Source organism: Cytobacillus sp. FSL M8-0252 (genome assembly GCF_038007345.1).
Taxonomy (GTDB): Bacteria; Bacillota; Bacilli; order Bacillales; family Cytobacillaceae; genus Cytobacillus; species Cytobacillus kochii.
Genome location: NZ_JBBOWZ010000001.1, coordinates 2,067,013 through 2,092,682, shown reverse-complemented (window position 1 = coordinate 2,092,682; position 25,670 = coordinate 2,067,013). Strand labels below are relative to the sequence as shown.

Annotated in this window: 23 protein-coding genes; all 23 read right to left on the bottom strand. The window is 36.7% G+C overall.

From position 1 onward, the window contains the following. Nucleotides 1-7: 7 nt before the first annotated feature. The 23 genes from MKX83_RS10765 to MKX83_RS10655 all read right to left on the bottom strand — a co-directional run bounded on the left by MKX83_RS10765 (nucleotide 8) and on the right by MKX83_RS10655 (nucleotide 25,666). On the bottom strand, nucleotides 8-289 hold the full coding sequence (locus MKX83_RS10765; protein ID WP_095369490.1) for a DUF503 domain-containing protein: 282 nt from the start codon (nucleotides 287-289) through the stop codon (nucleotides 8-10). Further along, a complete protein-coding gene (gene infB, locus MKX83_RS10760) occupies nucleotides 286-2,418 on the bottom strand; it encodes a translation initiation factor IF-2 (RefSeq protein WP_341055288.1) in 2,133 nt (710 codons plus the stop codon). Before infB ends, MKX83_RS10765 begins: the two co-directional genes overlap by 4 nt. Before the next feature lie 19 nt (nucleotides 2,419-2,437). Continuing rightward, nucleotides 2,438-2,740: a YlxQ family RNA-binding protein gene (locus MKX83_RS10755; protein WP_095369492.1), complete on the bottom strand. Its 303-nt coding sequence runs from the start codon at nucleotides 2,738-2,740 to the stop codon at nucleotides 2,438-2,440. 9 nt (nucleotides 2,741-2,749) lie between these two features. Further along, complete coding sequence (rnpM, locus tag MKX83_RS10750) at nucleotides 2,750-3,022, bottom strand: RNase P modulator RnpM (protein WP_095369493.1); 273 nt, start codon at nucleotides 3,020-3,022, stop codon at nucleotides 2,750-2,752. Nucleotides 3,023-3,036: 14 nt separating this feature from the next. Further along, on the bottom strand, nucleotides 3,037-4,155 hold the full coding sequence (gene nusA / locus MKX83_RS10745) for a transcription termination factor NusA (RefSeq protein ID WP_341055287.1): 1,119 nt from the start codon (nucleotides 4,153-4,155) through the stop codon (nucleotides 3,037-3,039). Nucleotides 4,156-4,200: 45 nt separating this feature from the next. Then, nucleotides 4,201-4,671 carry a ribosome maturation factor RimP gene (gene rimP, locus MKX83_RS10740; protein WP_095369494.1) on the bottom strand — a complete coding sequence of 157 codons (471 nt, stop codon included), beginning with the start codon at nucleotides 4,669-4,671 and terminating at the stop codon, nucleotides 4,201-4,203. Nucleotides 4,672-4,906: 235 nt separating this feature from the next. After that, on the bottom strand, nucleotides 4,907-9,226 hold the full coding sequence (locus MKX83_RS10735; protein WP_322909239.1) for a PolC-type DNA polymerase III: 4,320 nt from the start codon (nucleotides 9,224-9,226) through the stop codon (nucleotides 4,907-4,909). Between the two features lie 348 nt (nucleotides 9,227-9,574). After that, nucleotides 9,575-11,269 carry a proline--tRNA ligase gene (locus tag MKX83_RS10730; protein ID WP_322909238.1) on the bottom strand — a complete coding sequence of 565 codons (1,695 nt, stop codon included), beginning with the start codon at nucleotides 11,267-11,269 and terminating at the stop codon, nucleotides 9,575-9,577. A 92-nt stretch (nucleotides 11,270-11,361) separates the two neighbouring features. Continuing rightward, nucleotides 11,362-12,627: an RIP metalloprotease RseP gene (gene rseP / locus MKX83_RS10725; RefSeq protein WP_095369497.1), complete on the bottom strand. Its 1,266-nt coding sequence runs from the start codon at nucleotides 12,625-12,627 to the stop codon at nucleotides 11,362-11,364. Between the two features lie 35 nt (nucleotides 12,628-12,662). Further along, nucleotides 12,663-13,808 (bottom strand): 1-deoxy-D-xylulose-5-phosphate reductoisomerase, encoded by a 1,146-nt coding sequence (gene dxr / locus MKX83_RS10720; RefSeq protein ID WP_095369498.1) that lies wholly within the window; start codon nucleotides 13,806-13,808, stop codon nucleotides 12,663-12,665. Between the two features lie 118 nt (nucleotides 13,809-13,926). Beyond that, complete coding sequence (locus MKX83_RS10715) at nucleotides 13,927-14,727, bottom strand: phosphatidate cytidylyltransferase (protein ID WP_095369499.1); 801 nt, start codon at nucleotides 14,725-14,727, stop codon at nucleotides 13,927-13,929. A gap of 17 nt (nucleotides 14,728-14,744) precedes the next feature. Next, a complete protein-coding gene (locus MKX83_RS10710; protein WP_095369500.1) occupies nucleotides 14,745-15,521 on the bottom strand; it encodes an isoprenyl transferase in 777 nt (258 codons plus the stop codon). A 464-nt stretch (nucleotides 15,522-15,985) separates the two neighbouring features. After that, a complete protein-coding gene (gene frr, locus MKX83_RS10705; RefSeq protein WP_095369501.1) occupies nucleotides 15,986-16,543 on the bottom strand; it encodes a ribosome recycling factor in 558 nt (185 codons plus the stop codon). Beyond that, nucleotides 16,544-17,269 (bottom strand): UMP kinase, encoded by a 726-nt coding sequence (gene pyrH / locus MKX83_RS10700; protein WP_095369502.1) that lies wholly within the window; start codon nucleotides 17,267-17,269, stop codon nucleotides 16,544-16,546. A gap of 122 nt (nucleotides 17,270-17,391) precedes the next feature. Continuing rightward, nucleotides 17,392-18,273 carry a translation elongation factor Ts gene (tsf, locus tag MKX83_RS10695; protein ID WP_095369503.1) on the bottom strand — a complete coding sequence of 294 codons (882 nt, stop codon included), beginning with the start codon at nucleotides 18,271-18,273 and terminating at the stop codon, nucleotides 17,392-17,394. Nucleotides 18,274-18,477: 204 nt separating this feature from the next. Continuing rightward, nucleotides 18,478-19,179 carry a 30S ribosomal protein S2 gene (gene rpsB / locus MKX83_RS10690; RefSeq protein WP_095369504.1) on the bottom strand — a complete coding sequence of 234 codons (702 nt, stop codon included), beginning with the start codon at nucleotides 19,177-19,179 and terminating at the stop codon, nucleotides 18,478-18,480. A 154-nt stretch (nucleotides 19,180-19,333) separates the two neighbouring features. Further along, nucleotides 19,334-19,834, bottom strand: a complete 501-nt coding sequence (locus MKX83_RS10685; protein ID WP_095369505.1) for a hypothetical protein — start codon at nucleotides 19,832-19,834, stop codon at nucleotides 19,334-19,336. A gap of 45 nt (nucleotides 19,835-19,879) precedes the next feature. After that, nucleotides 19,880-21,217 (bottom strand): DUF342 domain-containing protein, encoded by a 1,338-nt coding sequence (locus MKX83_RS10680; protein WP_322909237.1) that lies wholly within the window; start codon nucleotides 21,215-21,217, stop codon nucleotides 19,880-19,882. 24 nt (nucleotides 21,218-21,241) lie between these two features. After that, the gene (locus MKX83_RS10675; protein ID WP_289433539.1) at nucleotides 21,242-21,994 is read right to left on the bottom strand and encodes a FliA/WhiG family RNA polymerase sigma factor; all 753 of its coding nucleotides are present in this window, start codon (nucleotides 21,992-21,994) and stop codon (nucleotides 21,242-21,244) included. A 59-nt stretch (nucleotides 21,995-22,053) separates the two neighbouring features. Next, nucleotides 22,054-22,548 (bottom strand): chemotaxis protein CheD, encoded by a 495-nt coding sequence (locus MKX83_RS10670; protein ID WP_180316976.1) that lies wholly within the window; start codon nucleotides 22,546-22,548, stop codon nucleotides 22,054-22,056. Nucleotides 22,549-22,553: 5 nt separating this feature from the next. Next, the gene (locus tag MKX83_RS10665) at nucleotides 22,554-23,189 is read right to left on the bottom strand and encodes a chemotaxis protein CheC (RefSeq protein ID WP_095369509.1); all 636 of its coding nucleotides are present in this window, start codon (nucleotides 23,187-23,189) and stop codon (nucleotides 22,554-22,556) included. Further along, nucleotides 23,189-23,641, bottom strand: coding sequence for a chemotaxis protein CheW (locus MKX83_RS10660; protein ID WP_095369510.1), 453 nt, complete (start codon nucleotides 23,639-23,641; stop codon nucleotides 23,189-23,191). Before MKX83_RS10660 ends, MKX83_RS10665 begins: the two co-directional genes overlap by 1 nt. A 21-nt stretch (nucleotides 23,642-23,662) precedes the next feature. Then, entirely contained in the window at nucleotides 23,663-25,666 is a 2,004-nt protein-coding gene (locus tag MKX83_RS10655; protein ID WP_322909236.1) for a chemotaxis protein CheA, read from the bottom strand. Nucleotides 25,667-25,670 lie beyond the last annotated feature (4 nt).

Genomic DNA, 25,670 nt, shown 5'->3' with positions numbered 1-25,670 from the left:
CTCTTTTTCAAAGCCATTCAATGTCTGTAATTGTCCGTTCAATCTCAGGAAAAGAATCAATTAATTTAAGCGCATTTGAAAGCTCCCACTCAACGGCTTGCTTACTTGAAGCTACAGCAGTTATGGCAATTTGCGTATGTTGCCATGTATCTTGAAACCCTACTTCTGCAACAGAAATGTTAAACTTCTGTTGCAGACGAGTGAGGATTCGCTGTAATACACTTCTCTTCTCCTTTAATGAACGAGCATCATATATCATACACTCACACGAAACCAAACCTACAATCATTTACGCTCAATTTCTTGCATAATATAAGCTTCAATGATGTCGCCTTCTTTGACATCATTGTAGTTCTTAATTGTAATACCACATTCGTAATTTGTTGCTACTTCTTTCGCATCATCTTTGAAGCGTTTTAACGCATCAATTTCACCTTCGAAAATAACAACGCCATCTCTAATTAGGCGAATACCAGAATCTCTTGTGATTTTACCTTCCGTAACATAAGAACCAGCAATTGTACCAATTTTTGATACTTTAAATGTTTGACGGACTTCTGCTTGACCAATAATTTTTTCTTCAAACTCTGGGTCTAGCATCCCTTTCATTGCTAATTCAATTTCTTCAATTACGTTATAAATGATGCGGTGTAGACGAATATCAACATCTTCTGCTTCAGCAGCACGTTTTGCATTCGTATCTGGTCTTACGTTAAAGCCGATAACGATTGCGTTAAATGCAGCAGCAAGCGTAATATCTGATTCATTAATGGCACCCGCACCTGTATGAAGAATACGTACTTTTACGCCTTCTACATCAATCTTATTTAATGCGGAAGTTAGGGCTTCAGCAGAACCTTGGACATCAGCTTTTACAACGATGTTTATGTCCTTCATTTCCCCTTCTTTCATATGCTCAAATAAGTTATCAAGGCTAACACGAGATTTCTCAGATCTTTGTGCTTGTAGAGCTAATTGTGCACGTGCTTCCCCTACTTGGCGCGCAGATTTCTCGTCTTCTAGAACAGCAAATCTGTCACCTGCTTGAGGGACATCATTCAATCCTGTAATTTCTACAGGAGTAGATGGTCCCGCAGTCTTTACTCGACGTCCAAGGTCATTAACCATTGCACGTACGCGTCCAAATGTATTACCGACAACAATCGGATCACCAACCTTCAATGTTCCGTTTTGTACAAGTAATGTGGCTACTGATCCTCTACCTTTATCAAGCTGTGCTTCAATAACTGTTCCGACAGCATTACGATTAGGGTTCGCCTTATATTCTTCTACTTCACCAACAAGGAGAATCATTTCTAACAACTCATCAATACCGTCACCTTTAATGGCTGAAATCGGTACAAAGATTGTATCTCCGCCCCATGCTTCAGGAACTAATCCATGTTCTGTTAGCTCTTGCATTACACGGTCAGGATTTGCCGCTTCTTTATCCATTTTATTAACAGCAACAATAATTGGTACCTCAGCAGCTTTAGCATGGTTAATTGCTTCAATTGTCTGCGGCATCACACCATCATCCGCTGCAACAACTAAAATTGTAATATCAGTTATTTTCGCTCCACGGGCACGCATTGTTGTAAATGCCGCGTGACCAGGTGTATCTAGAAATGTAATCTTCTTACCTTTATCTTCTACTTGATAGGCACCGATATGCTGTGTAATTCCACCAGCTTCGCCAGCAGTTACCTTTGTGTGGCGAATGGAATCAAGTAATGTCGTTTTACCATGGTCAACGTGACCCATAATCGTTACAACAGATGGACGTTCCTCAAGATTAGTCTCTTCATCTTCAGTGAAATATGCTTCTAAATCTGTCACATCTACTAATACTTCTTCTTCTACATCAACACCATATTCGCCTGCAATTAACTCAATGGAATCTTTATCTAGTTCTTGGTTAATTGTTGCCATCACACCAAGCATAAATAGCTTTTTAATGATTTCTGAAGGCTCTCTATGGAGCTTCTTAGCAAGCTCACCAACTGTTAGTGATTCAGTAAAAGTAATTTTCTCTGGTAATTCTTTTACTTTTTTAGGTGCTGGTGGTTGAGGTGGCTTCTGCCCTTTATTCTTTGGTTTATTTTTTTGATTATTATTGCGATTAGGTTTTTGATTCTTATTATTATTATTATTATTTGGCTTATTTCTATTGCCTTTTGGTGCACCTGCTGGTTTATTTTTCTGATTGTTTGCAGGTTGTGCTTGCGCTGATTGTTGTTTTTGTGGTTGCTTCTCTTCTTGCTTATTGTAAATACCGTCTAATTTTGTTACTTCACCTGGTTCTAATGTTGTCATATGATTCGAAACCTCTATATTCATTTCCTTTAATTTCGTAATTACATCTTTACTAGATAGATTATGTTTTTTAGCATATTCGTAAACGCGAATTTTACTCATGCTTTCACCCCCGCTAGAATTAATCGAGCAACGTTAATAGCTTTTTGGCGAATCCAGCGTCTAAAACAGCCACCACTACTCTTGCTTCCTTGCCAATTGCTTGCCCTAACAATTCTCTGTCTGGGACAATCTTATAAGGAACAGCATAAGATTTACATTTGTCTGTTACTTTTTTTGTCGTATTAGCAGAAGCATCTGCAGACAACAAAACCAGCTTCGCTTTCCCTTTTCTAATATCGCTTATAGAAAGCTCTTCACCTGAAGTGATTTTACGCGCTCGATTGGCCAAGCCAAGTAATGACATCCATTTTCTCTCATTCATTTTGGACGGTCATTTCTCCTTTTCAATAAGATCTAAAAGTTCGTTATATATGTCCTCATCCACTTGTACATCTAGATGACTAGCTAAAATATTTTTCTTTTTTGCAAGTAAGATGGCTTCCTTGCTTTTTGTAAGATACGCTCCACGACCAGATTTCTTACCTGTAACATCAACCGAAACTTCGCCTTCTTTTGAGCGAACAATGCGTACGAGTGATTTCTTCGGCATCATTTCTCCCGTCGCTATACATTTTCTCATCGGAATTTTTCTGCTTTTGTTCACCAGCCATTCACCCCTTATTCCTTATCTTCAGGGAATGTAAAATCTTCATCATCTTGATGATAGCTTAAAAGAGCTTCATCTCTTGGATATGTGCCGGCTTCTCTTGCTTCTGTCTCTGATTTAATATCAATTTTCCAACCAGTAAGCTTCGCCGCAAGTCTTGCATTTTGTCCGCGTTTCCCAATAGCTAGCGATAGTTGATAATCTGGAACAACAACCGTTGTCGCTTTGTCCTCTTCATTTACTACAACATCTAACACTTTAGAAGGACTTAATGCATTGGCTACAAAGACAACTGGATCGCTAGACCACTTCACAATGTCAATTTTTTCACCTTTTAACTCGTTAACAACGGCTTGCACACGTGTACCTTTAGGTCCAACACATGAACCAACTGGATCTACCTCTGGATTATCAGAATGTACAGAGATTTTTGAGCGATCTCCCGCTTCACGCGCAACAGATTTTAATTCAACAGTACCGTCATAAATTTCTGGTACTTCAATTTCAAAAAGACGTTTTAAAAGTCCTGGGTGTGTTCTAGAAACATAAATTTGTGGACCTTTTGTCGTTTTTTCGACTTTTGTAATAAACACTTTAATACGATCATGTGGGCGATACTGTTCACTAGGCATCTGTTCACTTACAGGTAAAATCGCTTCAATCTTACCAAGACTAACGTAAATAAATTTTGCGTCTTGTCTTTGGACAATGCCTGTCATGATATCCTCTTCTCGATCAATGAATTCAGAATAGATAATGCCTCTTTCTGCTTCACGAACACGTTGAGTAACGACTTGTTTGGCTGTTTGTGCAGCAATTCTACCAAAATCTTTTGGCGTTACTTCCATTTCTACAATATCTTCAACCGTATAGTTAGGATTAATCTTGCGTGCATCCTCGATAGAAATCTCTAATCTTGGATCAAACACTTCATCAACGACTTCTTTGCGGGCAAATACTTTCATAGTGCCACTACCTAAATTTAAATCAATACGGACATTTTGTGCTTGATTAAAGTTTCTACGATAAGCAGACACTAACGCGGCTTCCATTGCATCAATAATGACATCTCGTGAAATTCCTTTTTCCTTTTCAAGCAAAATAAGAGCATCTAATAATTCACTGCTCATGTGATTCATATCCCCCTTTAAATAAGTTGCGTTACGCCAATTGCTTTATGAGAAGACAATAGCTAAGCGAGCTTTTGCGATTTTTTCATACGGTAATTCTACCGTTTTCTTTCTTGTTTTAACTTTCATTTCAACTTTAACGATATGGCCATCGAAGTCTGTTAATACACCTTCAAATGTTTTTTCTCCATCTATTGGTTCATACGTTTTTATAAATACGTTTTTACCAATTGCTTTCATGAAATCTTGTTCTTTTTTTAGAGGGCGTTCCGCTCCTGGTGAAGAGACCTCAAGGAAATAGTTGTAAGGAATTGGGTCAATTTCATCTAATTTCTCACTTAAGCGTTCACTAACTACTCCACACTCTTCTATATCAACGCCTGTCTCTTTATCAATAAAGACACGAAGAAACCAGTCTTTTCCTTCCTTCACATATTCGATCTCAACTAATTCCAACTGAAGATCGCTCAAAATAGGAGTGACTAATTGTTCAACTTCTTCAGTCACTTTACTCATCTTTATCCCTCCTTCTAGCAAGATGCCTATTCATTATAAATGTAGCAGCAAACACTAGAGTTGCTGCTAATCGAGATATACCGGATCATCTTTGTAACCGATGAAAATTTTGGTTAATAACAAGACGAAAGAGTGGGTTGCCCCACTCTTGTTTGCGAAGATATCCGTTAGTATTTCCAATAAAACTATACCATAACCATAATTTTTATGCAAATGGAATAGCTGTAAAAGCGACTTAGAACAAACTTAACTGATTTTGGTCTGGTAATTCTTCTAAACAACCATGATTATTTAAGTACTCGATAATTGTTTTAGATACCTTACCTCTTTGCTGAAGATCTTCCTTCGATAGGAAGTCTCCTTCTCCTCTTGCTTTTACAATATTCAGTGCTGCGTTCGTACCTAATCCTGGTATAGAGTTGAACGGCGGAATCAGTGTATTACCTTCAATAATAAAGTCACTTGCACTGGATTTATACAAATCAACTTTTTGGAAACTATATCCTCTTTCATTCATTTCAAGCGCTAACTCCATTACAGTCAGCAAGTTTTTTTCTTTTGTAGAAGCATCTAAGCCTTTCGCATTGATTTCTTCAATTTTTGCTCGGATCGCCTGTGAGCCTTTTACCATCGCATCTATATCAAAATCTTCTGCACGAACGGTAAAATAAGCTGCATAATATAAAAGCGCATGATGAACTTTAAAGTAGGCTATACGTACCGCCATTAAGACATAGGCAGCGGCATGGGCTTTAGGGAACATATATTTTATCTTTAAGCAAGAGTCAATATACCACTCAGGTACTTCATTCTTCCTCATTTCCGCTTCCATCTCTTCTGTCAGGCCTTTTCCTTTTCGGACTGATTCCATAATTTTAAAAGCGAAAGCCGGTTCTAAGCCTTGATAAATTAAATACACCATAATATCATCACGACATCCAATAACTTCACTTAATGTGCATGTATTGTTATGAATTAACTCTTGGGCATTGCCGAGCCATACATCAGTTCCATGTGAAAGACCTGAAATTTGAACAAGCTCAGAAAATGTCGTTGGTTTCGTGTCTTCTAGCATTTGTCGAACAAACCTTGTTCCGAACTCCGGAATACCAAATGTCCCTGTTTTACACATAATTTGCTCTTCTGTGACGCCTAACGATTCCGTTCCACTGAAGATTTTCATTACTTCTGGATCATCGGTTGGAATGGTCTTCGGATCAATCCCACTTAAATCTTGCAACATCCTAATAACAGTGGGATCATCATGACCAAGTATATCTAGCTTCAACACATTATCATGAATGGAGTGGAAGTCAAAATGAGTTGTTTTCCATTCTGAATTACGATCATCAGCCGGAAACTGGATAGGTGAAAAATCATAAATATCCATATAATCAGGAACAACAATAATGCCGCCTGGATGTTGTCCAGTTGTTCGCTTAACACCGGTACAACCAGAAGCTAAGCGATCAATTTCTGCGCCTCGAATTTGAAGATTATTATCATTTTGATACGCTTTAACATAGCCGAATGCCGTTTTGTCTGCTACAGTACCGATCGTTCCTGCCCGATATACATATTCTTCACCAAAAAGAACTTTTGTATAGTTATGAGCTCTAGGCTGATATTCCCCGGAGAAGTTCAAGTCAATATCTGGTACTTTATCCCCTTTAAAGCCTAAGAAAGTTTCAAATGGAATATCATGGCCATCTTTACGATAATGCTGAGAACAGTTTGGACAATCTTTATCTGGTAAATCAAACCCTGAACCTACTGAACCATCATCAAAAAACTCAGAGTGTTTACAATCAGGGCAGACGTAATGAGGAGGCAGTGGATTAACCTCTGTTATTTCCGTCATTGTCGCAACAAATGAGGAACCTACCGAACCCCTTGATCCTACTAAGTAGCCATCATTTAGTGACTTTTTAACAAGTTTATGAGAGATCAAGTAAATAACGGCAAAGCCATGTCCGATAATACTTTTTAATTCTTTCTCTAAACGAGCTTCTACGATTTCAGGTAGTTCTTCTCCGTAAATACTTCTCGCCATGCTATAGCTCATTTCACGCATTTCTTCGTCTGCGCCTTCTATTTTTGGCGTATAGAGATCATCTTTTATTGGTTTGATTTCATCAATCATCTCAGCAATTTTATTCGTATTATCTACTACGATTTTTTTCGCTGTTTCTTTTCCTAAAAATGCAAAGCATTCAAGCATTTCATTGGTCGTGCGAAAATGCACATCAGGCAGTTCATGACGGTTGAGCGGATTTGCCCCACCTTGAGAATTTACTAAAATCTTACGATAAATCTTATCATTCGGATTTAAGTAATGAACATTCCCTGTGGCAACAACTGGGATATTTAATTTTTCACCAAGTTGTACAACGTTCGTAATGATTTCTTCGAGCGCCTTTTCGTCACGAACTAACTCTAATTCTAATAAATGAGCATAGACCTCTTTAGGGTGAACCTCTAGATAATCATAAAACTCAGCTATCTCTTCCACTTCATCAGGCGATTTTTGCATCATCCCTTCAAAAACTTCACCTTTGTCACATCCAGAACCAACAATAATACCTTCTCTATATTTCTGTAATACCGAGCGAGGAATACGTGGCACACGATAAAAATAATTAATATGAGCAATCGAGACTAATTTAAAAAGATTCTTCAATCCTTCACTCGTTTGCGCTATCAAAGTACAATGGGACGGTCTAGCCCTTTGATAAGCATTTCCTTTACCCATATTGTCATTAAATTGATCATGGTATTCAATGCCTTTAGCCATCGCATCCTTCAGCATTTTGATTAATATATAGCCTGTCGCTTCCGCATCGTATATTGCCCGGTGATGTTGAGTTAGTTCAACATCAAACTTCTTTGCCAATGTGTTGAGGCGATGATTTTTCATTTCAGGGTGTAAAAATCGCGCTAATTCAAGTGTATCTACAACGGGATTTGTTGCTTTTCCAAGACCTATTTTCTTATACCCTACATTTAAAAAACCCATATCAAATGAAGCGTTATGGGCCACAAGCACACTATCGCCAGTCCATTCGTAAAAATCTTTTAAAACGTCAGCTACTTCAGGGGCATTCTCTACTAAATCATCTGTTATGCCCGTTAAATTAATTGTCGTAGCAGATAATGGATGATGCGGATTAGCAAAGGATTCAAAACGATCAATAATCTCGCCGTCGTGAATTTTCACGGCTGCAAGTTCTATAATGGTGTCATAAACAGCAGATAATCCAGTCGTTTCAACGTCAAACACAACATAAGTATCTTCAGCTACTCGTCTATGAGCATCATTATAAGCAATTGGTACACCGTCATCGATTAAGTTCGCCTCAACACCATAAAGTATTTTGATACCATTTTTCTTACCGGCATTAAATGCTTCTGGAAAGGATTGAGCACCAGCATGGTCTGTAATCGCAATTGCTTTATGTCCCCACTTCTTTGCTTGTGAAACAAGCGCACTAACCGAACTAACGGCATCCATTTGGCTCATTGGTGTATGAAGATGAAGTTCAACCCGCTTTTCATCTTCCTTAGCTGTATCTTTTCTTTCAATTGGTTTAATTTCATTTAAATCATTACCAATCATGACTAGGTCACGCACGAAGGTATCATTTTGAATGCTACCACGAACTTTCAGCCACATGCCTTTTTGTACCATTTGAAAGAGTGCAGCATCTTCTTTATCTCGGGAAAACATTTTTACAAGTATCGAGCTTGTATAATCAGTAATTTTGAAAGTTAATAATGTCCGACCACTTCTGAGTTCTTTTGTTTCTGCATGAAAGACGTAACCTTCCACAGCAATTCTTCTTTCTTCGTCAACTATATCAATTAGTTTGCGGAAGTCAGCATCATCTTTAATTGTCAGGCCAACTGTCAATGGCCCTTGTGGTATCGGTGTATCTGATTCTTGCTCTAATGCTTTCTTCTCCATTTCAATTGCTGCTTGCATGCCGCGTTCTTGATCTTCTTTTCTCTTTGCTTCTAAGAAACGCTCATATGCTTCATTGCTCTCTTCGGTTGACAATTCTGTTTCAATTTGAAATGGTGGAAATCCAAATGATTGAAAGCTATCAAGAATAAGGGGCGCATACTTATTTTTAATAGACTGACTTTCCATATCATTACTAACGGTAACGATTACCTTATTTCCCTTTATTTTCGGCAATTGCTCATGAAGAAGCTTAAGCATCGGTGGTGAGATGCCTTCAATTTCTTTCATACAAAATGTCCAATAATCTTGAATTAAGCTCTCATCATATTGTTGATTCGTAACAGTAATAGAAAAAGAGGTACGTGCAATATGAGAAAACTTGTGGTGCAATTGAGCTGCAAATCTTTGAAGAACAGTTGCCGGTAAGATTTGTTCTAAGCTAAAGGAAAAATGCCACCTTTTTTCCTTTTTTTGAATATATACTTTCATGATTTCGGCTTGTTCAAAATAATGAACAAAAGCATCTTCTGTTAATTCTAATTGTTGTAACAGGAGCTGAAAACGTTCTTTGTTTCCTTTTACATCGCTCATTTCAGCCCTCCCCCTTCATTAACGTTCTATTTTTTTCAATCGGTCACTATTATATCATAATTAAATACTAGATTTGATAAAGTAAAAATCACGCTAATTGTCAACTATTTTGTGGTAATGTATATTATTTCCCCGAGGAATGAACAGGTTATTTAACACTTCAAAAATGAATGAAGCGTAGGCTATTAAGCATAAGTATCAAGCTATAATTCGGAAAGTGACGCAATTTATTAATAGGACTACAATCTAATTCTATCGATGATAAATAAAAAACCGATCCCATTCTCATCTTTAACATTTGACGACTAATGGGGTCGGAATATTTTTATATAGGAATGTTTAGGTTTTTTATGCTAACTGATTATGAATGAATTGTGGTAATTCATCCACCGATACTTCAAATTGCTCGCCTGTACTTCTTAATTTAACTTCTACGATGCCTTCATTTGCCTTTTTACCAACAGTAATTCGTAAAGGTAAACCGATTAAATCACTATCAGCGAATTTTACGCCAGCTCGTTCAGCGCGATCATCCCATAAAATACGATACCCTAAATCTTTCAAAGAATCGTATACTCTTTCACTTAATTGCACTTGGTCTTCTTTTTTCATATTTAAAGAAACAAGATGAAGCTGATAAGGTGCGATATTCTCCGGCCAAACAAGTCCATTTTCATCACTATGTTGTTCCGCAATAGCTGCCATTACACGAGAAACCCCGATGCCATAACAACCCATAATCATTGGTTGTGAACGGCCATTTTCATCAAGAATAGTCGCGTCCATAGCTTCACTATATCTCGTACCAAGCTTGAATATATGACCAACTTCAATTCCTTTTGCAAAAAGAATACTACCTTCTCCATCAGGTGATGGGTCTCCTTCTTGAATAAAGCGAACATCTGCATATTGTTCTACGGTAAAGTCGCGATCCACATTTACATTGACATAGTGGTAACCAGCTTCATTTGCACCGCAGACACCATTTACAATTGCACTGACAGCATGGTCGGCAATGATCCGTACATTTGTATGAACCGGACCAATGGAACCAATTTCACAGCCAATAACGGATTTTGTCTCCTCAGCATCAGCTAATTCCACATCATTGGCAGCGAGCAGATTCTTTACTTTAATATCATTGACTTCATGATCACCACGAACAAGTATCAATACATAATCTTCATCTACTTTAAACAGTAATGATTTTATGCATTTTTCTGCTGAGACATTTAAATAATCCACAATTTCTGCAATACTTTTTTGATTCGTAGTACTAACTTTTTCAATTTCTCTTAACTCTTCATTAGATTTTTCATATGTTGAAACTACCTCTGCCATTTCAATATTTGCTGCATATTGAGATGTATCAGAATAAGCAATCGTATCTTCTCCAATTTCGGACAGAACCATAAATTCATGAGTATCTTTACCACCCATTGCTCCAGAATCCGCAATAACAGCTCTAAAATTCAAACCTGCGCGAGAAAAAATATTGGAATAAGCTTGATAAAAAAGGTCGTACATCTCATCTAAACTTTCTTGGCTTGAATGGAAAGAATAACCATCTTTCATAATAAATTCTCGACCTCTTAGCACACCAAAACGCGGACGCTTTTCATCACGAAACTTCGTTTGAATTTGATACAGAGCAAGGGGTAACCTTTTATATGATTTCACTTCATCACGTACAAGACTCGTCACAACCTCTTCATGTGTTGGCCCAAGAGCAAATTCTCGCTCATGACGGTCTTTCATTCTCATTAACTCTGAACCATATGTATACCAGCGACCAGACTCTTGCCACAACTCTGCTTGCTGAAGTGCAGGCATAAGCATCTCTACGGCATTAATGGCTTCAAGCTCTTCTCTAATAATCGTTTCAATATTTTGTAACACTTTTCTTGCCATTGGTAAATAACTATAAATACCACTAGCATTTTGACGAATAAATCCTGCTCTTAATAAAAGTTGATGACTTTTAATTTCTGCATCAGCAGGGTTTTCCCTTAAAGTTGGAATTAATACCTGACTTTGTTTCATCTTAATTTATACACCTCTATTATTTATTTTCATTATCAAGGCTCAGAAACCATTTAGTGAAAACGGATCTCTGAGCCTCAGGTTTCATCTTCTTATAAAAAGAATCGCTGAATGTCATTCCATGTTACAACTAACATAAGCAGCATTAATAGCGCAAAGCCTACAAAGTGAACCATACCTTCTTTTTGTTTGTCTATCGGTTTTCCTCTAACTCCTTCAATAGCAAAGAACATTAATCTTCCACCATCGAGAGCAGGGATAGGCAATAGGTTCATGATACCTAAATTGATGCTTAAGACGCCTGCCCACTTCATTAAATAAAATATACCTGATTGAGCAACTGTGTCAACTGAAACATAGATACCAACAGGACCTGAAAGGGCATCAATCGTAAATTCCCCAGAGATTAACTTCCCTAAAATAACAAAAATTTCTTTTGTCCATAATAAGGTCTCCTCAGCACCGTATACAACTGATTTTAATGGATTTTTTTCCATCGGACTATATACACCGATCACACCGATTGTCGGACCATCTTCTATTTCTTGTGACTTAGGTGTAACCGGGATCGTCATTTCTTCCCCACCGCGATCAATTTGAAATTCAAGCTCATTATTAGGGTTTTTCTGAATGATTTCTACAACATCTTGCCAGCTTGAAATTTCTGCACCATCGACTGAATGAACAATGTCACCTTGTTTGAATCCTGCATCAATCGCTGCACCATCTTCTGTTAATTCCCCAAGCATCGGCGCATTTGATGGCATCCCCTGTAATAAAGCGATGATGACAAAAATAACAAAAGCTAAAACAAAGTTCATCATCGGTCCAGCGAAAATAGCCATTGTTCTTTGTCCTAAAGTTTTAGAAGAAAATTGGCGATCATAAGGAGCAATCAGTGTTTCTGTTCCATCTTCCACCAATACTGCTCGGCGATTCACCTTAAAAGTTTCTAATTTTTCTTCTTCCTCACCTTCGACATACCCTTTTAATATCAATTCATGTTCAATATCTGCATGTTCGATTTCGAGAATCCTTGCATCCGGATATTTATCTTTGTTATTTAAAATAATCTTCTGAACTTCATTTTGGTCATTGAAGACTAATCCTACACGGTAACCTGCTTTCAATTCGACCATTTCAACATCTTCACCAGCCATCCGAACATAGCCACCTATCGGTAACAACCGGATCGTATAAAGTGTATCATTTTTTGTAAATGAAAAAACTTTTGGTCCCATACCAATCGCGAACTCACGACATAGGATACCTGCTCGCTTCGCAAAGATTAAATGTCCAAGTTCATGGAAAAATACTAGTGCCCCAAAAATGATAATAAAGGCTATGACTGTACTCAATTTTTAACCACCTTTTTTTCTGAATCAAAAACGAATCAGCTTGATAAAAGCGAATAGATATAGGCTCTTGTTTCCTCATCTACTTCTTGTATTTCTGATAATGTCGGTGCTTTTATACAGGAATGTCTTGTTAAAGCTTTTTCAATTAACTCTTCAATCTTTAAAAAGCTTATTTTTCCTTCTAAAAATGCTGCAACCGCTGCTTCATTTGCTGCATTTAAAACCGCAGGCATCGATCCACCTTCTTTTCCTGCTTGGTAAGCAAGCGCTAAACAACGAAAGCGATCATAATCCATCTCTTTAAAATGGAGCTGGCCAATTTTGGCTAGATCTAATCGCTTATTCTTTAATGGTAAACGGTCTGGGTATGAAAGTGCGTACTGGATAGGTACCCTCATATCCGGTGTACCTAATTGTGCGATGACACTACTATCATGGAATTCAACCATTGAATGAATGATACTTTCATTATGAAGAAGACAGTCAATCTTATCATATGGTAATGAGAATAACCAATGAGCTTCGATTACTTCTAAGCCCTTATTCATCATTGTTGCCGAGTCAATTGTGATTTTAGCTCCCATTGACCAGTTAGGATGATTTAACGCTTGTTCAACTGTTACTGCTTCTAAATCCGCTCTGCTATAATCACGAAAAGATCCTCCAGAAGCGGTTAAAATCAATCTATCGATATTCTTCGCATTCTCACCTTGTAATGCTTGAAAAATCGCTGAATGCTCACTATCAACAGGTAAAAGGTCAACACCATAGTTTTTTGCTGCTTCCATGACTAAATGCCCCGCTGTTACCAATGTTTCCTTATTTGCAATAGCAATCGTTTTTCTTTCCTCAATTGCTTGTAATGTTGGTTCTAGTCCGACACGACCTAAAACAGCATTTACCAATATATTTGCTTTATTGTATACAGCCACTTCTGTTAAACCGAGTTGTCCATATGTAAATGATATGCTTGGAAACTCAGCTTTAAGCATCTCCATCGAACTTTTTTCTAAGACGGAAACAAGCTCTGGATGGAATTCATTGATTACTTGACGGGCAAAATGAATATTTTTTCCTACTGAAAAAGCTACTAATTGGAATTCATCAGGATGCTGTCTAATGATATCTAACGTTTGTGTACCGATAGAACCTGAAGCACCCATTAAACTAATTTTTTTCATTTCTAAAACATCTCCTATTAAGAAAAGTGTCTACTAAGCCACATATCATATAGTATGATTACACTTTCCCCGCTAAAAACGGCGTCTCTATATAATCGTTTCTCTACCCTGTCTTTTATTACATGATAGATAAGATAATATACATAAATGGCCAAACAAATAACAAGCTATCGAAACGGTCAAGGATCCCACCATGACCAGGTAATATTCTACCCGAATCTTTTACCCCGTAATGTCTTTTAAATGCTGATTCTGCCAAGTCGCCAACTTGTCCAAAGACAGCTAATAGACAGGTCATAAGAATAATGAGAATAGCGGGTTCACTAATATCTGTAAAAATCAAAAACAAACAAGCAACAACAACAGATGAAATAACACCGCCAACACTACCCTCTATTGTTTTATTAGGACTAATATCTGGCCATAGCTTTCTTTTTCCAAATGCCTTTCCAAAGAAATACGCACCTGAATCAGAAGCCCATATAATAAATAGGCTAAAAAAGATCCAAATAAGACCATTCTCCATCGCTCTCGTTTCTAGAAAGTAATGAAAACCAAAACCTATATAGATAGTAGAAATGAGCATAAAGGCAATATCATCATATGTAACACGATTCTTTGTTAATACTGTATATGTAAGCAAAAGAAGTACACCAAGTACTAAAATATCTGTCTTTCCAACTCCTGCTCGTATTAACCAAGCAAAATAAAATTCTGTAGGAATCATGATCATCCATAATATAAACGTAGATATGAGTCCTGGAAGGGAAAATAGATTAAACCCTTTCATTCTTAATAGTTCGTATAAGCCTACTGTTGCAAAAAAATAGGCAAGGAGCATCAATGGCCACCCACCAATAAATACTAGTGGCAAGAGAACTGCTCCAAAAATGATTGCTGTGATTACTCTTTCTTTCATTCATTTCAACACCTTTATTAAACTCCTCCAAAACGCCTTTGACGCTTTTGGAATACTTCAACTGCTTCAACAAAATGTTCTTCCCCAAAGTCTGGCCATAAAACATCTGTAAACCAAAACTCAGCATAAGCTAGTTGCCATAGCATAAAATTACTTAAACGAATTTCCCCACTCGTTCGTATCAGTAGGTCTGGATCGGTCAACTCATTTGTCATTAAGTATGATGAAAAAACTTCTTCTGTTAACTTTTCATCATCTATTATACCACTTTGCGCATCAATTAAGACGTTTTTAACTGCCTCAATAATTTCCGCTCGACTCCCGTAGTTCATAGCGAAATTTAACACTAACCCATCATTATGAGCAGTAGATTGGATCGCTTCGTCAATCGCTTTTAATGTCGCTGCCGGTAAAATAGATTTATTTCCTATCATTTTCACTTGAACATTCTCTTCAATTAATTCGGGTAAAAACGTTTGCAGAAATTCAGATGGCAACTTCATAAGGAAATCGACTTCCATTTTCGGCCTTTTCCAATTCTCAGTAGAGAAGGCGTATAATGTTAACGTTTTAACACCCAGTTGATTGGCGAATCGTGTGATTTTTCTAACGACTTTTGCCCCTTCATGATGACCTGCAACACGTGGCAACGTTCTTTTTTTAGCCCAGCGACCATTACCATCCATGATGATAGCTACATGCTCTGGAATTGGCTGTGCTTTAATATTATCTATTCTATCTTGAAGATCTATTGAGTCATTATTATTTTTCCAAAGTTTCATTTTATCGAACATTTGAATACTCCTTTTAATCGGCTGATTTACCATTAAATAAGTAATGCCATGTATTTAATGGATAAGCACCCTTTTCCGTTCATACTACTTCGATGATTAAACGAGTGACGCTTTTGCCATTTCAGATATATTCATTATAGGCAGAATAAGTAAGCACATCAATAACTTTCCTCCAATTGTGCTCCTCATTTTAAAGATTACCACAAAACGATGCAATAAGATATTTTTTTAAGATATTAATTAAAATTAAGAGTTCGATTTCAAGGATTGCCGTTTTGGTTTATCTGCCAACAAATTCTATCAGTAAAGAAAATAGTTCCATTTTCTTCTACGCTACTGCCTTTTTCACTTCATTCATAAAACACGAAGTTTTAGAATCGGTCCATTATAGAAAAAGCCCCCTATTTATCATAGAGGGCTTCGCCTACAATCGAAAAAGTATGTCCTATATAATGTAAATAAGATTATACTTCTAAAATTTCTTTTTCTTTATCTTTTGTAAGCTCATCAATTTTCTTAATGAACTCATCTGTTGCTTTTTGGATATCATCTGAGTAACCACGTTGATCATCCTCAGTGATTTCTCCATTTTTTTCTAGTTTTTTCAGATCATCATTACCGTCTCTTCTAATATTACGGATGCCTACTTTTGCTTCTTCCGCCTCTTTTTTCACAACTTTTACAAGTTCCTTACGGCGCTCTTCAGTTAGTTGTGGAATGGATAAACGAATAAGGTTTCCATCGCTTGTTGGAGTAAGTCCTAAATCTGATTTCAAGATTGCCTTTTCAATGTCACCTAATATAGATTTATCATAGGGTTGAATGACTAATAAACGTGCTTCTGGTACAGAAACACCAGCTAATTGGTTAATAGGTGTTGGTGCACCATAGTAATCTACTGTTATTCTATCTAATATAGAAGAGTTAGCTTTCCCAGCTCTGATACCGGCTAATTCGCGTGAGTAAGATTGTGTTGCTTTTGTCATACGTTCTTTTACATTAGCTATGATATTTTTTGGCATTTAGTTTTTCCCCCTTACGATTGTACCGATTGGCTCGCCTAATACAGCGCGATTGATATTTCCTTTTTCCATAATAGAAAAGACAATCAGTGGAATATTATTATCCATGCAAAGTGATGATGCCGTTGAATCCATGACTGCTAATCCCTCTTTAATGACATCTAAATAGGATAATTCATCGTATTTTTTTGCATTTTTATCGATTCGTGGATCAGCAGAGTATACACCGTCAACATTATTTTTTGCCATTAATATAACTTCAGCATCAATTTCTGCCGCTCTTAGTGCAGCTGTTGTATCTGTAGAGAAATAAGGGTTTCCTGTGCCTGCAGCGAAAATAACGACCCTTTTCTTTTCCAAGTGACGAATGGCTTTTCTACGGATATATGGCTCAGCAACTTGTCTCATTTCAATTGAAGTTTGTACTCTTGTTTCAATCCCAAGTTGTTCTAAACTATCTTGAAGTGCTAAGGAGTTCATTACCGTTGCAAGCATTCCCATATAATCTGCATTAGCACGTTCCATACCCATCTCTTCACCAATCTTACCACGCCAAATATTTCCGCCACCAACAACGACAGCTACTTCAACATCTAGCTCAGCTAAGTCTTTCACTTGCTGTGCGACTGACTTAATTACTGATGGATTAATGCCGAAACCTTGTTCTCCAGCCAATGCTTCACCACTTAATTTTAAAACAACTCTTTTATATTTAGGGTCGCTCATAAGAACCTCCATAATGAATAGTAAGCAAAAAAAGCTTTTGCTTAAAATTTCAAATTACATTTATTCTAACAAACAGGGAACACACAGTGTTCCCCACAAATTCATCTACTATGGTAGATTTATTATTTTTTCACTTGGCTCATTACTTCTTCTGCAAAGTTATCTTCGCGTTTTTCGATACCTTCTCCTACTTCATAACGTACGAATTCGCTAATTTTACCGCCTTTAGAAGCAACAAATTTCCCAACTTTTTCATCTGGGTTTTTAACAAATGATTGATCGTTTACACAAACTTCTTCGAAATATTTACCTAAGCGACCTTCAACCATTTTCTCAACGATTTTTTCTGGTTTACCTTCGTTAAGCGCTTGTTGAGTAAGAACTTGACGCTCATGTTCAACTTCTTCTTGTGAAACTTCATCACGAGAGATATATTTAGGGTTTAATGCTGCAATATGCATAGATACGTCTTTTGCTGCTTCTTCATCAGTTGTACCTTCAAGTACTGTAAGTACACCAATACGTCCACCCATGTGTAGGTATGCGCCAAAAGCATCGTTATCTGTTTTTGTTTTAACTTCAAAACGGCGTAATGATAGTTTTTCTCCAATTTTAGAAATAGCTGTATTGATATGAGACTCAACTGTGTTACCATTTGTCATAGATCCTTGAAGTGCTTCTTCAACTGACGCAGGTTTTACACTTAACAAGTGCTCTCCTAATTCTTTTACAAGTGTTTGGAAACCTTCGTTTTTAGCAACGAAGTCTGTTTCAGCATTTACTTCAAGAATAACAGCTTCATTTCCTTCTACTTTAATAGAAGTTAAGCCTTCAGCAGCGATACGATCGCCTTTCTTCGCAGCTTTTGCAATACCTTTCTCACGAAGAAAGTCAATTGCTTTTTCCATATCTCCGTCTACTTCTTGAAGTGCTTTTTTACAATCCATCATTCCAGCACCTGTTTTTTCACGTAATTCTTTTACCATTTGTGCAGTGATTGCCATTATGGAATCCTCCTTATTGAATATGTAAATGTCGTATATGAACATTCAGCATGATTTTTTATTATTACATTATCTTTTCCAAATATTGCGTATGCCAATCGTTCTTTTGATTTGCAGGCAACAAATACGTCATTCTTTTTAAAAAAAGGTGATAAAGGGTGCTCCCTATTATCACCTTTTCAAAAATAACGCATTTCATAGCAATTATGCAGTCGTTACTTCTTCACCTTGTTTAGCTTCTAAAATTGCATCCGCCATTTTACCAGTTAAAAGTTTAACGGCACGAATTGCATCGTCGTTTGCAGGGATTACTACATCGATTTCATCTGGATCACAGTTCGTATCAACAATACCAACGATTGGAATGTTTAATTTATGCGCTTCTGCAACTGCAATGCGCTCTTTACGAGGATCAATGATGAATAAAGCATCAGGAAGAGCTTTCATATCTTTGATTCCGCCCAAGAATTTTTCTAAACGTTCTTGCTCTTTTCTTAATTGAACAACTTCTTTTTTAGGAAGTACTTCAAAAGTGCCATCTTCAGACATTCTTTCGATATCTTTAAGACGTGCAATACGCTTTTGGATTGTTTCAAAGTTTGTTAATGTACCACCTAACCAACGTTGGTTTACATAGTACATACCAGAACGAATTGCTTCTTCTTTAACAGAATCTTGCGCTTGTTTTTTAGTACCAACGAAAAGAACTGTTCCGCCTTCACCAGCTAGTTCTTTAACGAAATTATAAGCTTCTTCTACCTTCTTAACTGTTTTTTGAAGGTCGATAATGTAGATGCCGTTACGCTCAGTGAAAATGTATTTTTTCATTTTTGGGTTCCAACGGCGAGTTTGGTGTCCGAAATGTACACCAGCTTCAAGCAATTGCTTCATAGAAATTACTGACATGGATGTTTCCTCCTAATGGTTTTTATTTTCCTCCGCTCATATCATCTTTAACTAGAAACTGTATTGACAGCACCAACTAGTTAAATCAATAAGCGTGTGTATTAACACCGTTTTATAATATAGCATAACTCCAGTAAGTAAGCAAGACTTATCATCATTCCTTAGAAAATTTCAATAAAAGTTCTACCTCTTTTTTTCCTTTATTCATGCGTTTTGCAATTTCATCGACGGAGTGCCCTTGATGATAAAGGTCCTGAATAGAAGAATGGGTAGTCGCTTCATTCTTTTCTTTTTGACGGTCAATATGAGTATCCTTATTGGCTTGATTAGCTTGATAAATAGATGCAGCCTTCTTTTTAGCTGTTGTTGTCCGATAGCGTTTATTCAACTCTTGTGGATTTGGCTCATTTTGTACGTTAGATTCGTCATTTACTGGAGATAATATATTTCTTTGCTGGACCTGCTTCAAAAAAGCTTCGTTCTCTTCACGCATTTCCGTTATGTATATCGCTAATAATTGATCCATTTGTTCTATATTATTTTTTTGTTCTTTTTCTAAAGAAACAAAACGATTTTGCCGTAAATAAAGGAGAAGAATCGCAGTGATTGCGAGTATATTCAATATGAGACTAATGATAAGGAAGAAAACAATCATTATTTATCCCTTCTTTTTTGTCAACTATTAGTGACTCTCTACTTTTTAATTTTCAATAGGTAATACAATAAATTCTGATTTATCAAAATGAATGGTAATATGCGCATTCGGCTTTTTAAAAAGCTTGGCGTACTTACCTTTTTTTATCTTTGTTTGAGGGTATAGATCTCCAAGAATTTTGATAGCTAGCTTATCCTTTTGAAAAGTGTGGTGACTTTCTATCTCTTGTTTCTTTTTCGTTAGATTTAAGATTTCTTGCTCGATATGCTTCTTAGTCTTTTTATGTTTTAATGCCAACGGATGTCCCTGTTGATCCTCCTGCAATTTAGACTCAATAGAAACTAACTTTTGTTTTACGATATTTAAATCAGCAAGTTTGTTCGAGATTTCCCCTAACTTTTCTTGTAGTGAATAATCCTCATCTTTTAATTCAATTTCAGTATATGTAAAATGGTGATTGCCAATATCTTTGACAATCATTTCACCGTATGTTGATAAATGCCCCCCGATGACAGATGCATTATTAGCATAAATATGTTCCTTGGCAAACACTACACTATGAAGGATTGAACGCTCTATATATATATTACTTTCAGATTCTACTACTGCTTGATTTAAAAAATGGGCTCTTATACTACCTTGAGCCTGAATTTTACCATATTGATTTCCGAGGACTCCACCTTCAATATAAATATAGCCTTGTGCCTCTAAATTTGCGTTTTCAACTGTTCCTTCTACCCTTATATTACCTGTTGCCACTATATGGCTTCCTGTTAAGACATTCCCTTTCACAACCACGTTACCATCAAATTTCATTATACCTTTTCCTGGATGATAATCACCATCTATCAGTTGTATCGGCAACACAGACAAGCTGTTTTTTGACAGTAAGACTTCACCATCAATTAAAGAATAATATTGCTCATGATGTAAGATCACATTTTCCCCTGGAGTGATGTGTAATTCTTTTCCATTCATGCTGTTAACCCTTTGTCCATGAACATCAATTCCGTCCGTTCCAGGTGTAGCTGGAAAAATAGTTGCGATCACCTCTCCATTTGCTACTGTGACCATATGCTCATGTATGTCATTAAGCTTCTCTCGCTTCTCACTATGCATATTTAACTTTTCCTTTACTAAATAAGCATCTCTTCCAGCGATTGGTTTCTCGCCTTTTGCAATTTCGATTGGGGAAGTGTAGGCTAGAGGGTCTTCAACTATTTTCGCGATTAGCGCATGGTCAAGTCCGTATGTAATATTCGCTTTACGAATACTTTTTTCTATTACTTGTTTAATATTATCATCTTGTATCTCACTTGCCTGTAGATGTAACAAAGCAGTTAACCTATCAGGTGATACAGAAATGATATGCCCTCCTACCATAGAAAAACCCTCCTTCAAAGAACATTAGACGATTTTTTCTAATGTTTTCTTTAACTTTTGAATTGCCTTTGAATGAATTTGTGAAATCCTAGATGTAGAAAGCTGTAAAACTTCACCAATTTCGGTTAATGTCAGTTCTTCTTTATAAAATAAACTAACCACTAATTGTTCCTTTTCGTTTAATTGCTTAATTTGTGATGTTAATTCTTCAATTAATTCATTTTTAACAAGCTGTTTTTCTGGTAAAATAGCTCTCTCATCTTGAAGAACAAATGAATAATCATCATAATCATAGTCACTCGGTTTTTCATCAATAGATAATAAGTTGGCCATGTATTGTTCATTTAGAGTAGCATATACTTCCTTAGTTGATAATTGTACCTCAAGAGCAATTTCTTCAACTGTGACATTACGCATATAGGCCTGCTCTAATCTTTCAATCGCCGCTTCCACTTTTTTTGTTCTTTCTCTCGTGCTTCTAGATAGCCAGTCTTCTTTTCTTAAACCATCTAAGATGGCACCCCTAACTCTGAAGGATGCATACGTATCAAATTTAAGGTCACGATTGGGGTCGTATTTTTCTAGTGCATCAAATAAACCCATCATGCCAAGACTTTTTAATTCATCCCTTGACACGTTTTTAGGGAGACCTGCTGCAATCCTTTGAACATGATAACTCACAAGTGGCATATATCTTTTAACGAGAAAATTACCCGCGTCTTGATTTCGTGAACATACCCACTCATCCCAAGCTTTCTCTTCTGAAACTTGTAGCATTGATTGAATCTGGTTAAATACATGATTTAAACCAGATACTCACCTCCTCTAACAAATATTTATATATATGTCACTCCTTGATTAACCGTCTTAACCATCATCTTGCCATTCTCTGGATTGAACTCTATCGTTCGTCCACAGTGACCACCTACATCCTTACCTGTCACTTCAACTTGCAAGTTTTTTAATATTCGTTCTGTAGTGGCTATATTTCTTTCGCCAATACGGATCACATCTTGACCGGATGAAAATTTAAACATATGTGCCCCACCTGCATACTTAGCCATGATGGAAATACGATGCGCACCACTTTTAATTAACTCATCATACAAATGCTTAATTCCTGAATCAGCAAACTTAGCGGGGTTAAATACCTTTGATTTTGCTAAGGATGAGTCAGGGAGCATTATATGAACCAATCCTGCTATTTTCTTTTTTTGATCATAAAGTACGACACCTACGCAAGAACCTAAACCTGACGTCCTAATTAACTGAGGTGCCTGAACAATATGACAGTCAGCTATCCCAACTTTCACGACTTCACTTGTATTCATTATATTTATCCGTCACATTTCTTTAAGATTTCAGATAACGAGTGATTATCGAGGAAGATCAATAAGTGACAAAGCTCTTCTTTCGATTCTTCAACAATCTCCATACTCGTTTGAATAACTAATAACTCATCATAGTCGTATGATTGTGTAATACAAGCATCACTGATTAATGCAGCTGACATATCAATACTTATAGCAGGAAGTGAACAAAAGAGTGGTTCTTCAAAAAAATCCCCAAGTGCTGAAGCGTAGGCGCCTGTTAACATATTCATTAATTCCGCTAATGCTGATTGTTCCATGTGATCGTATAGACTACTAAACATTTCATTTTGGCTTTGTAGCAAGTTTGCTATCCACCGTTCTACATTTTGATAAGACATTAATAATAATAGTTGGCTTGAAAGAGAGCCTGATACTTGCGACAGACCCCCAACCGTTACATTCTCGTCATTACCGTTCGCCTCGACTACCTCTTGATAGGTATAGATGTGAACCGAGGGAACACGCATATTTACTTTTTTATCCAGCAAAGAAGAAAGTGCTGTTGCTGCATTACCTGCACCAATATTTGCTACTTCTTTTAACATATCTATAAATTTTGGGAGATGGTGTCGATTATTAATAGAATAAGAATCAGCCATTAAACTTCTACATTCTCCTCTATATTTAATACTTTAGCTAAGTCAATCAAAATAAGAATTTGTTGATTCATTTTGGCGACAGCTTTTATATAATCAAACGACTCTGTTCCTACCACTTCAGGCGGGGGCTCTAATTGTGATGTTGCAACATCTATCACATCATTAGCTGCATCGACAATTAACCCCACTTCCTTTTCACCTTTTTTCGTAATAATAATTCTAGTATGTTCGGAATAGGGGTGTTCGGGTAAATTAAATCTCGTGCGTAAATCGACAATTGGCAATATAACACCACGCAGATTAATGACACCTTTAATATACTTCTCTGTTCCTGGCACTCTCGTAATATGTTCTATTTTTTCTATTGAGAGTACATCTGCAACAGGTACCCCATATTCTTTATCACCAAGCTGAAATACAATTAATTGAACAGTATGTTGGTTATTTTCCACAGTCCAATCACCATCTTCCTATTATTTTATCAACTCATTACAATCAATAATTAGCGCTACTTGTCCATCGCCTAATATTGTCGCACCCGATATGGCAAAAACATTCGTTAAATAATCACCTAATGATTTTAGTACAATCTCTTGTTGCCCGATAAAAGAACTCACGATTAATGCAGCCAGCTTTTCTCCTTTTCGAACGATAACAACTGAAAGCGTCTCTGGTGTTTCTTCACTTTCATCATTCACTTCAAAAATAGATTGTAAAGAAACGAGCGGAACGACTTTACCTCTAAAATCGATTACTTGCTGATTATGTGTTTTCATAATGTCAGCTTTTTTTATAATTGCTGTTTCAATAATGGAGGATAAAGGAATAGCATACTTTTCATTTTCTACTTCTACTAACATAGCGGAAATAATTGAAAGGGTTAAAGGTAATTGAATGGAGAAGGTTGAGCCGTTTCCTTCATTAGACTGAATCGTAACATATCCACCTAATGATTCAATTGTACTTTTAACAACATCTAAACCGACGCCTCTGCCCGAAACATCGGAAATTTCCTTAGCTGTAGAAAAGCCTGATGAAAAAATAAGCTGATAAATATCTTGATCTTCCATAGAAGCGATCTCTTCTTCTTTAATAATCCCTTTGGAAATGGCTTTTCGACACACATTGTCCTTATTTATTCCTGCCCCATCATCCGTTATTTCTATGAAAATATGATTTCCACTATGATAAGCCTTCAAGATAATTGTTCCTTGTTGTGACTTACCTTTCGCTAAACGCTCTTCGGGCTTTTCAATTCCATGGTCCATTGCATTTCTAATCAAATGAACGAGTGGATCACCAATCTCATCAATGACTGTTCGATCTAATTCCGTTTGGGCACCAATAATCTCTAGGTTGACAGACTTATGTAAATCTTTCGCTAGTTGTCTTACCATTTTAGGAAAACGATTGAAGACTGTATCAATTGGAACCATCCTCATATTGAGAATTATATTTTGCAAATCTCCGGAAATACGAGACATATGTTCAACGGTTTCTTGTAACCCTTGATGGTCTAAATCTTGAGAAATTTGTAGTAGACGTCCTCTATCTATCACCAATTCCTCAAATAAATTCATCAAGATATCTAGTCGTTCTATGTTTACCCTAATCGTTTTCGTTGCATGTTTGCTCTGCTGTTTGAATGATGAAGTCTGTTGCTGTGCTACTTCAACCTCTTTTTCTGTAGGCAATACCACTTGTTCTACAGCTACCGCCGCTTCTTCACTTGCCTGAGACAAATCTATCGCTATGATTTCGACAGCGTCGATTTCAGATATTTTCAACAGCTCCATTTCAATCTCTTTTTTTGTGTTAGAGGAGAGAATAGTTACTGTAAACTCAAAGTCAAATTGTTCCTCTTCAAGAGCAGTTGCCTGAGGGTGCGATTTAATGATTTCTCCATTTTTCTCTAGTGTTTCAAAAACCATAAATACTCGAACTGCTTTTAATAAACAATCTTTATGTAATTGCACCGTCACTTCATAGGGGTGATAATCGGTACCTTTTGATTGACTTAATACAGTCCATTCATAATCATCGTAGGTCAGCTTCCCAAATTGCATAGTTTCCGGTGCATTTACATTCTCAAGCTGTTCTTTGCCATCTAAGCTCTGCAATTGTTTCACTACAGTCTCTACATTCAATTGTCCATTGCCTCCACTGGCAATAGATTCTACCATTTCTTCTAAGTAATCAGCTGCTAAAAATAATACATCAAGTACTTGTGAAGATACAGCTAGTTTCTCATTACGAATAAGATCTAACACGTTCTCCATTTGGTGAGTTAATTGGGCTAAATCATTAAACTCCATCGTAGCTGACATGCCTTTTAAAGTATGAGCAGAGCGAAAAATTTCATTAACAATGAATAAATCCTCTGGACTTTGCTCTAATTTAAGCAGCAAATCATTACAATTTTGTAGATGTTCTTTACTTTCTTCAATAAAAAGATCTAAATATTGGTTCATTTCCATCTAA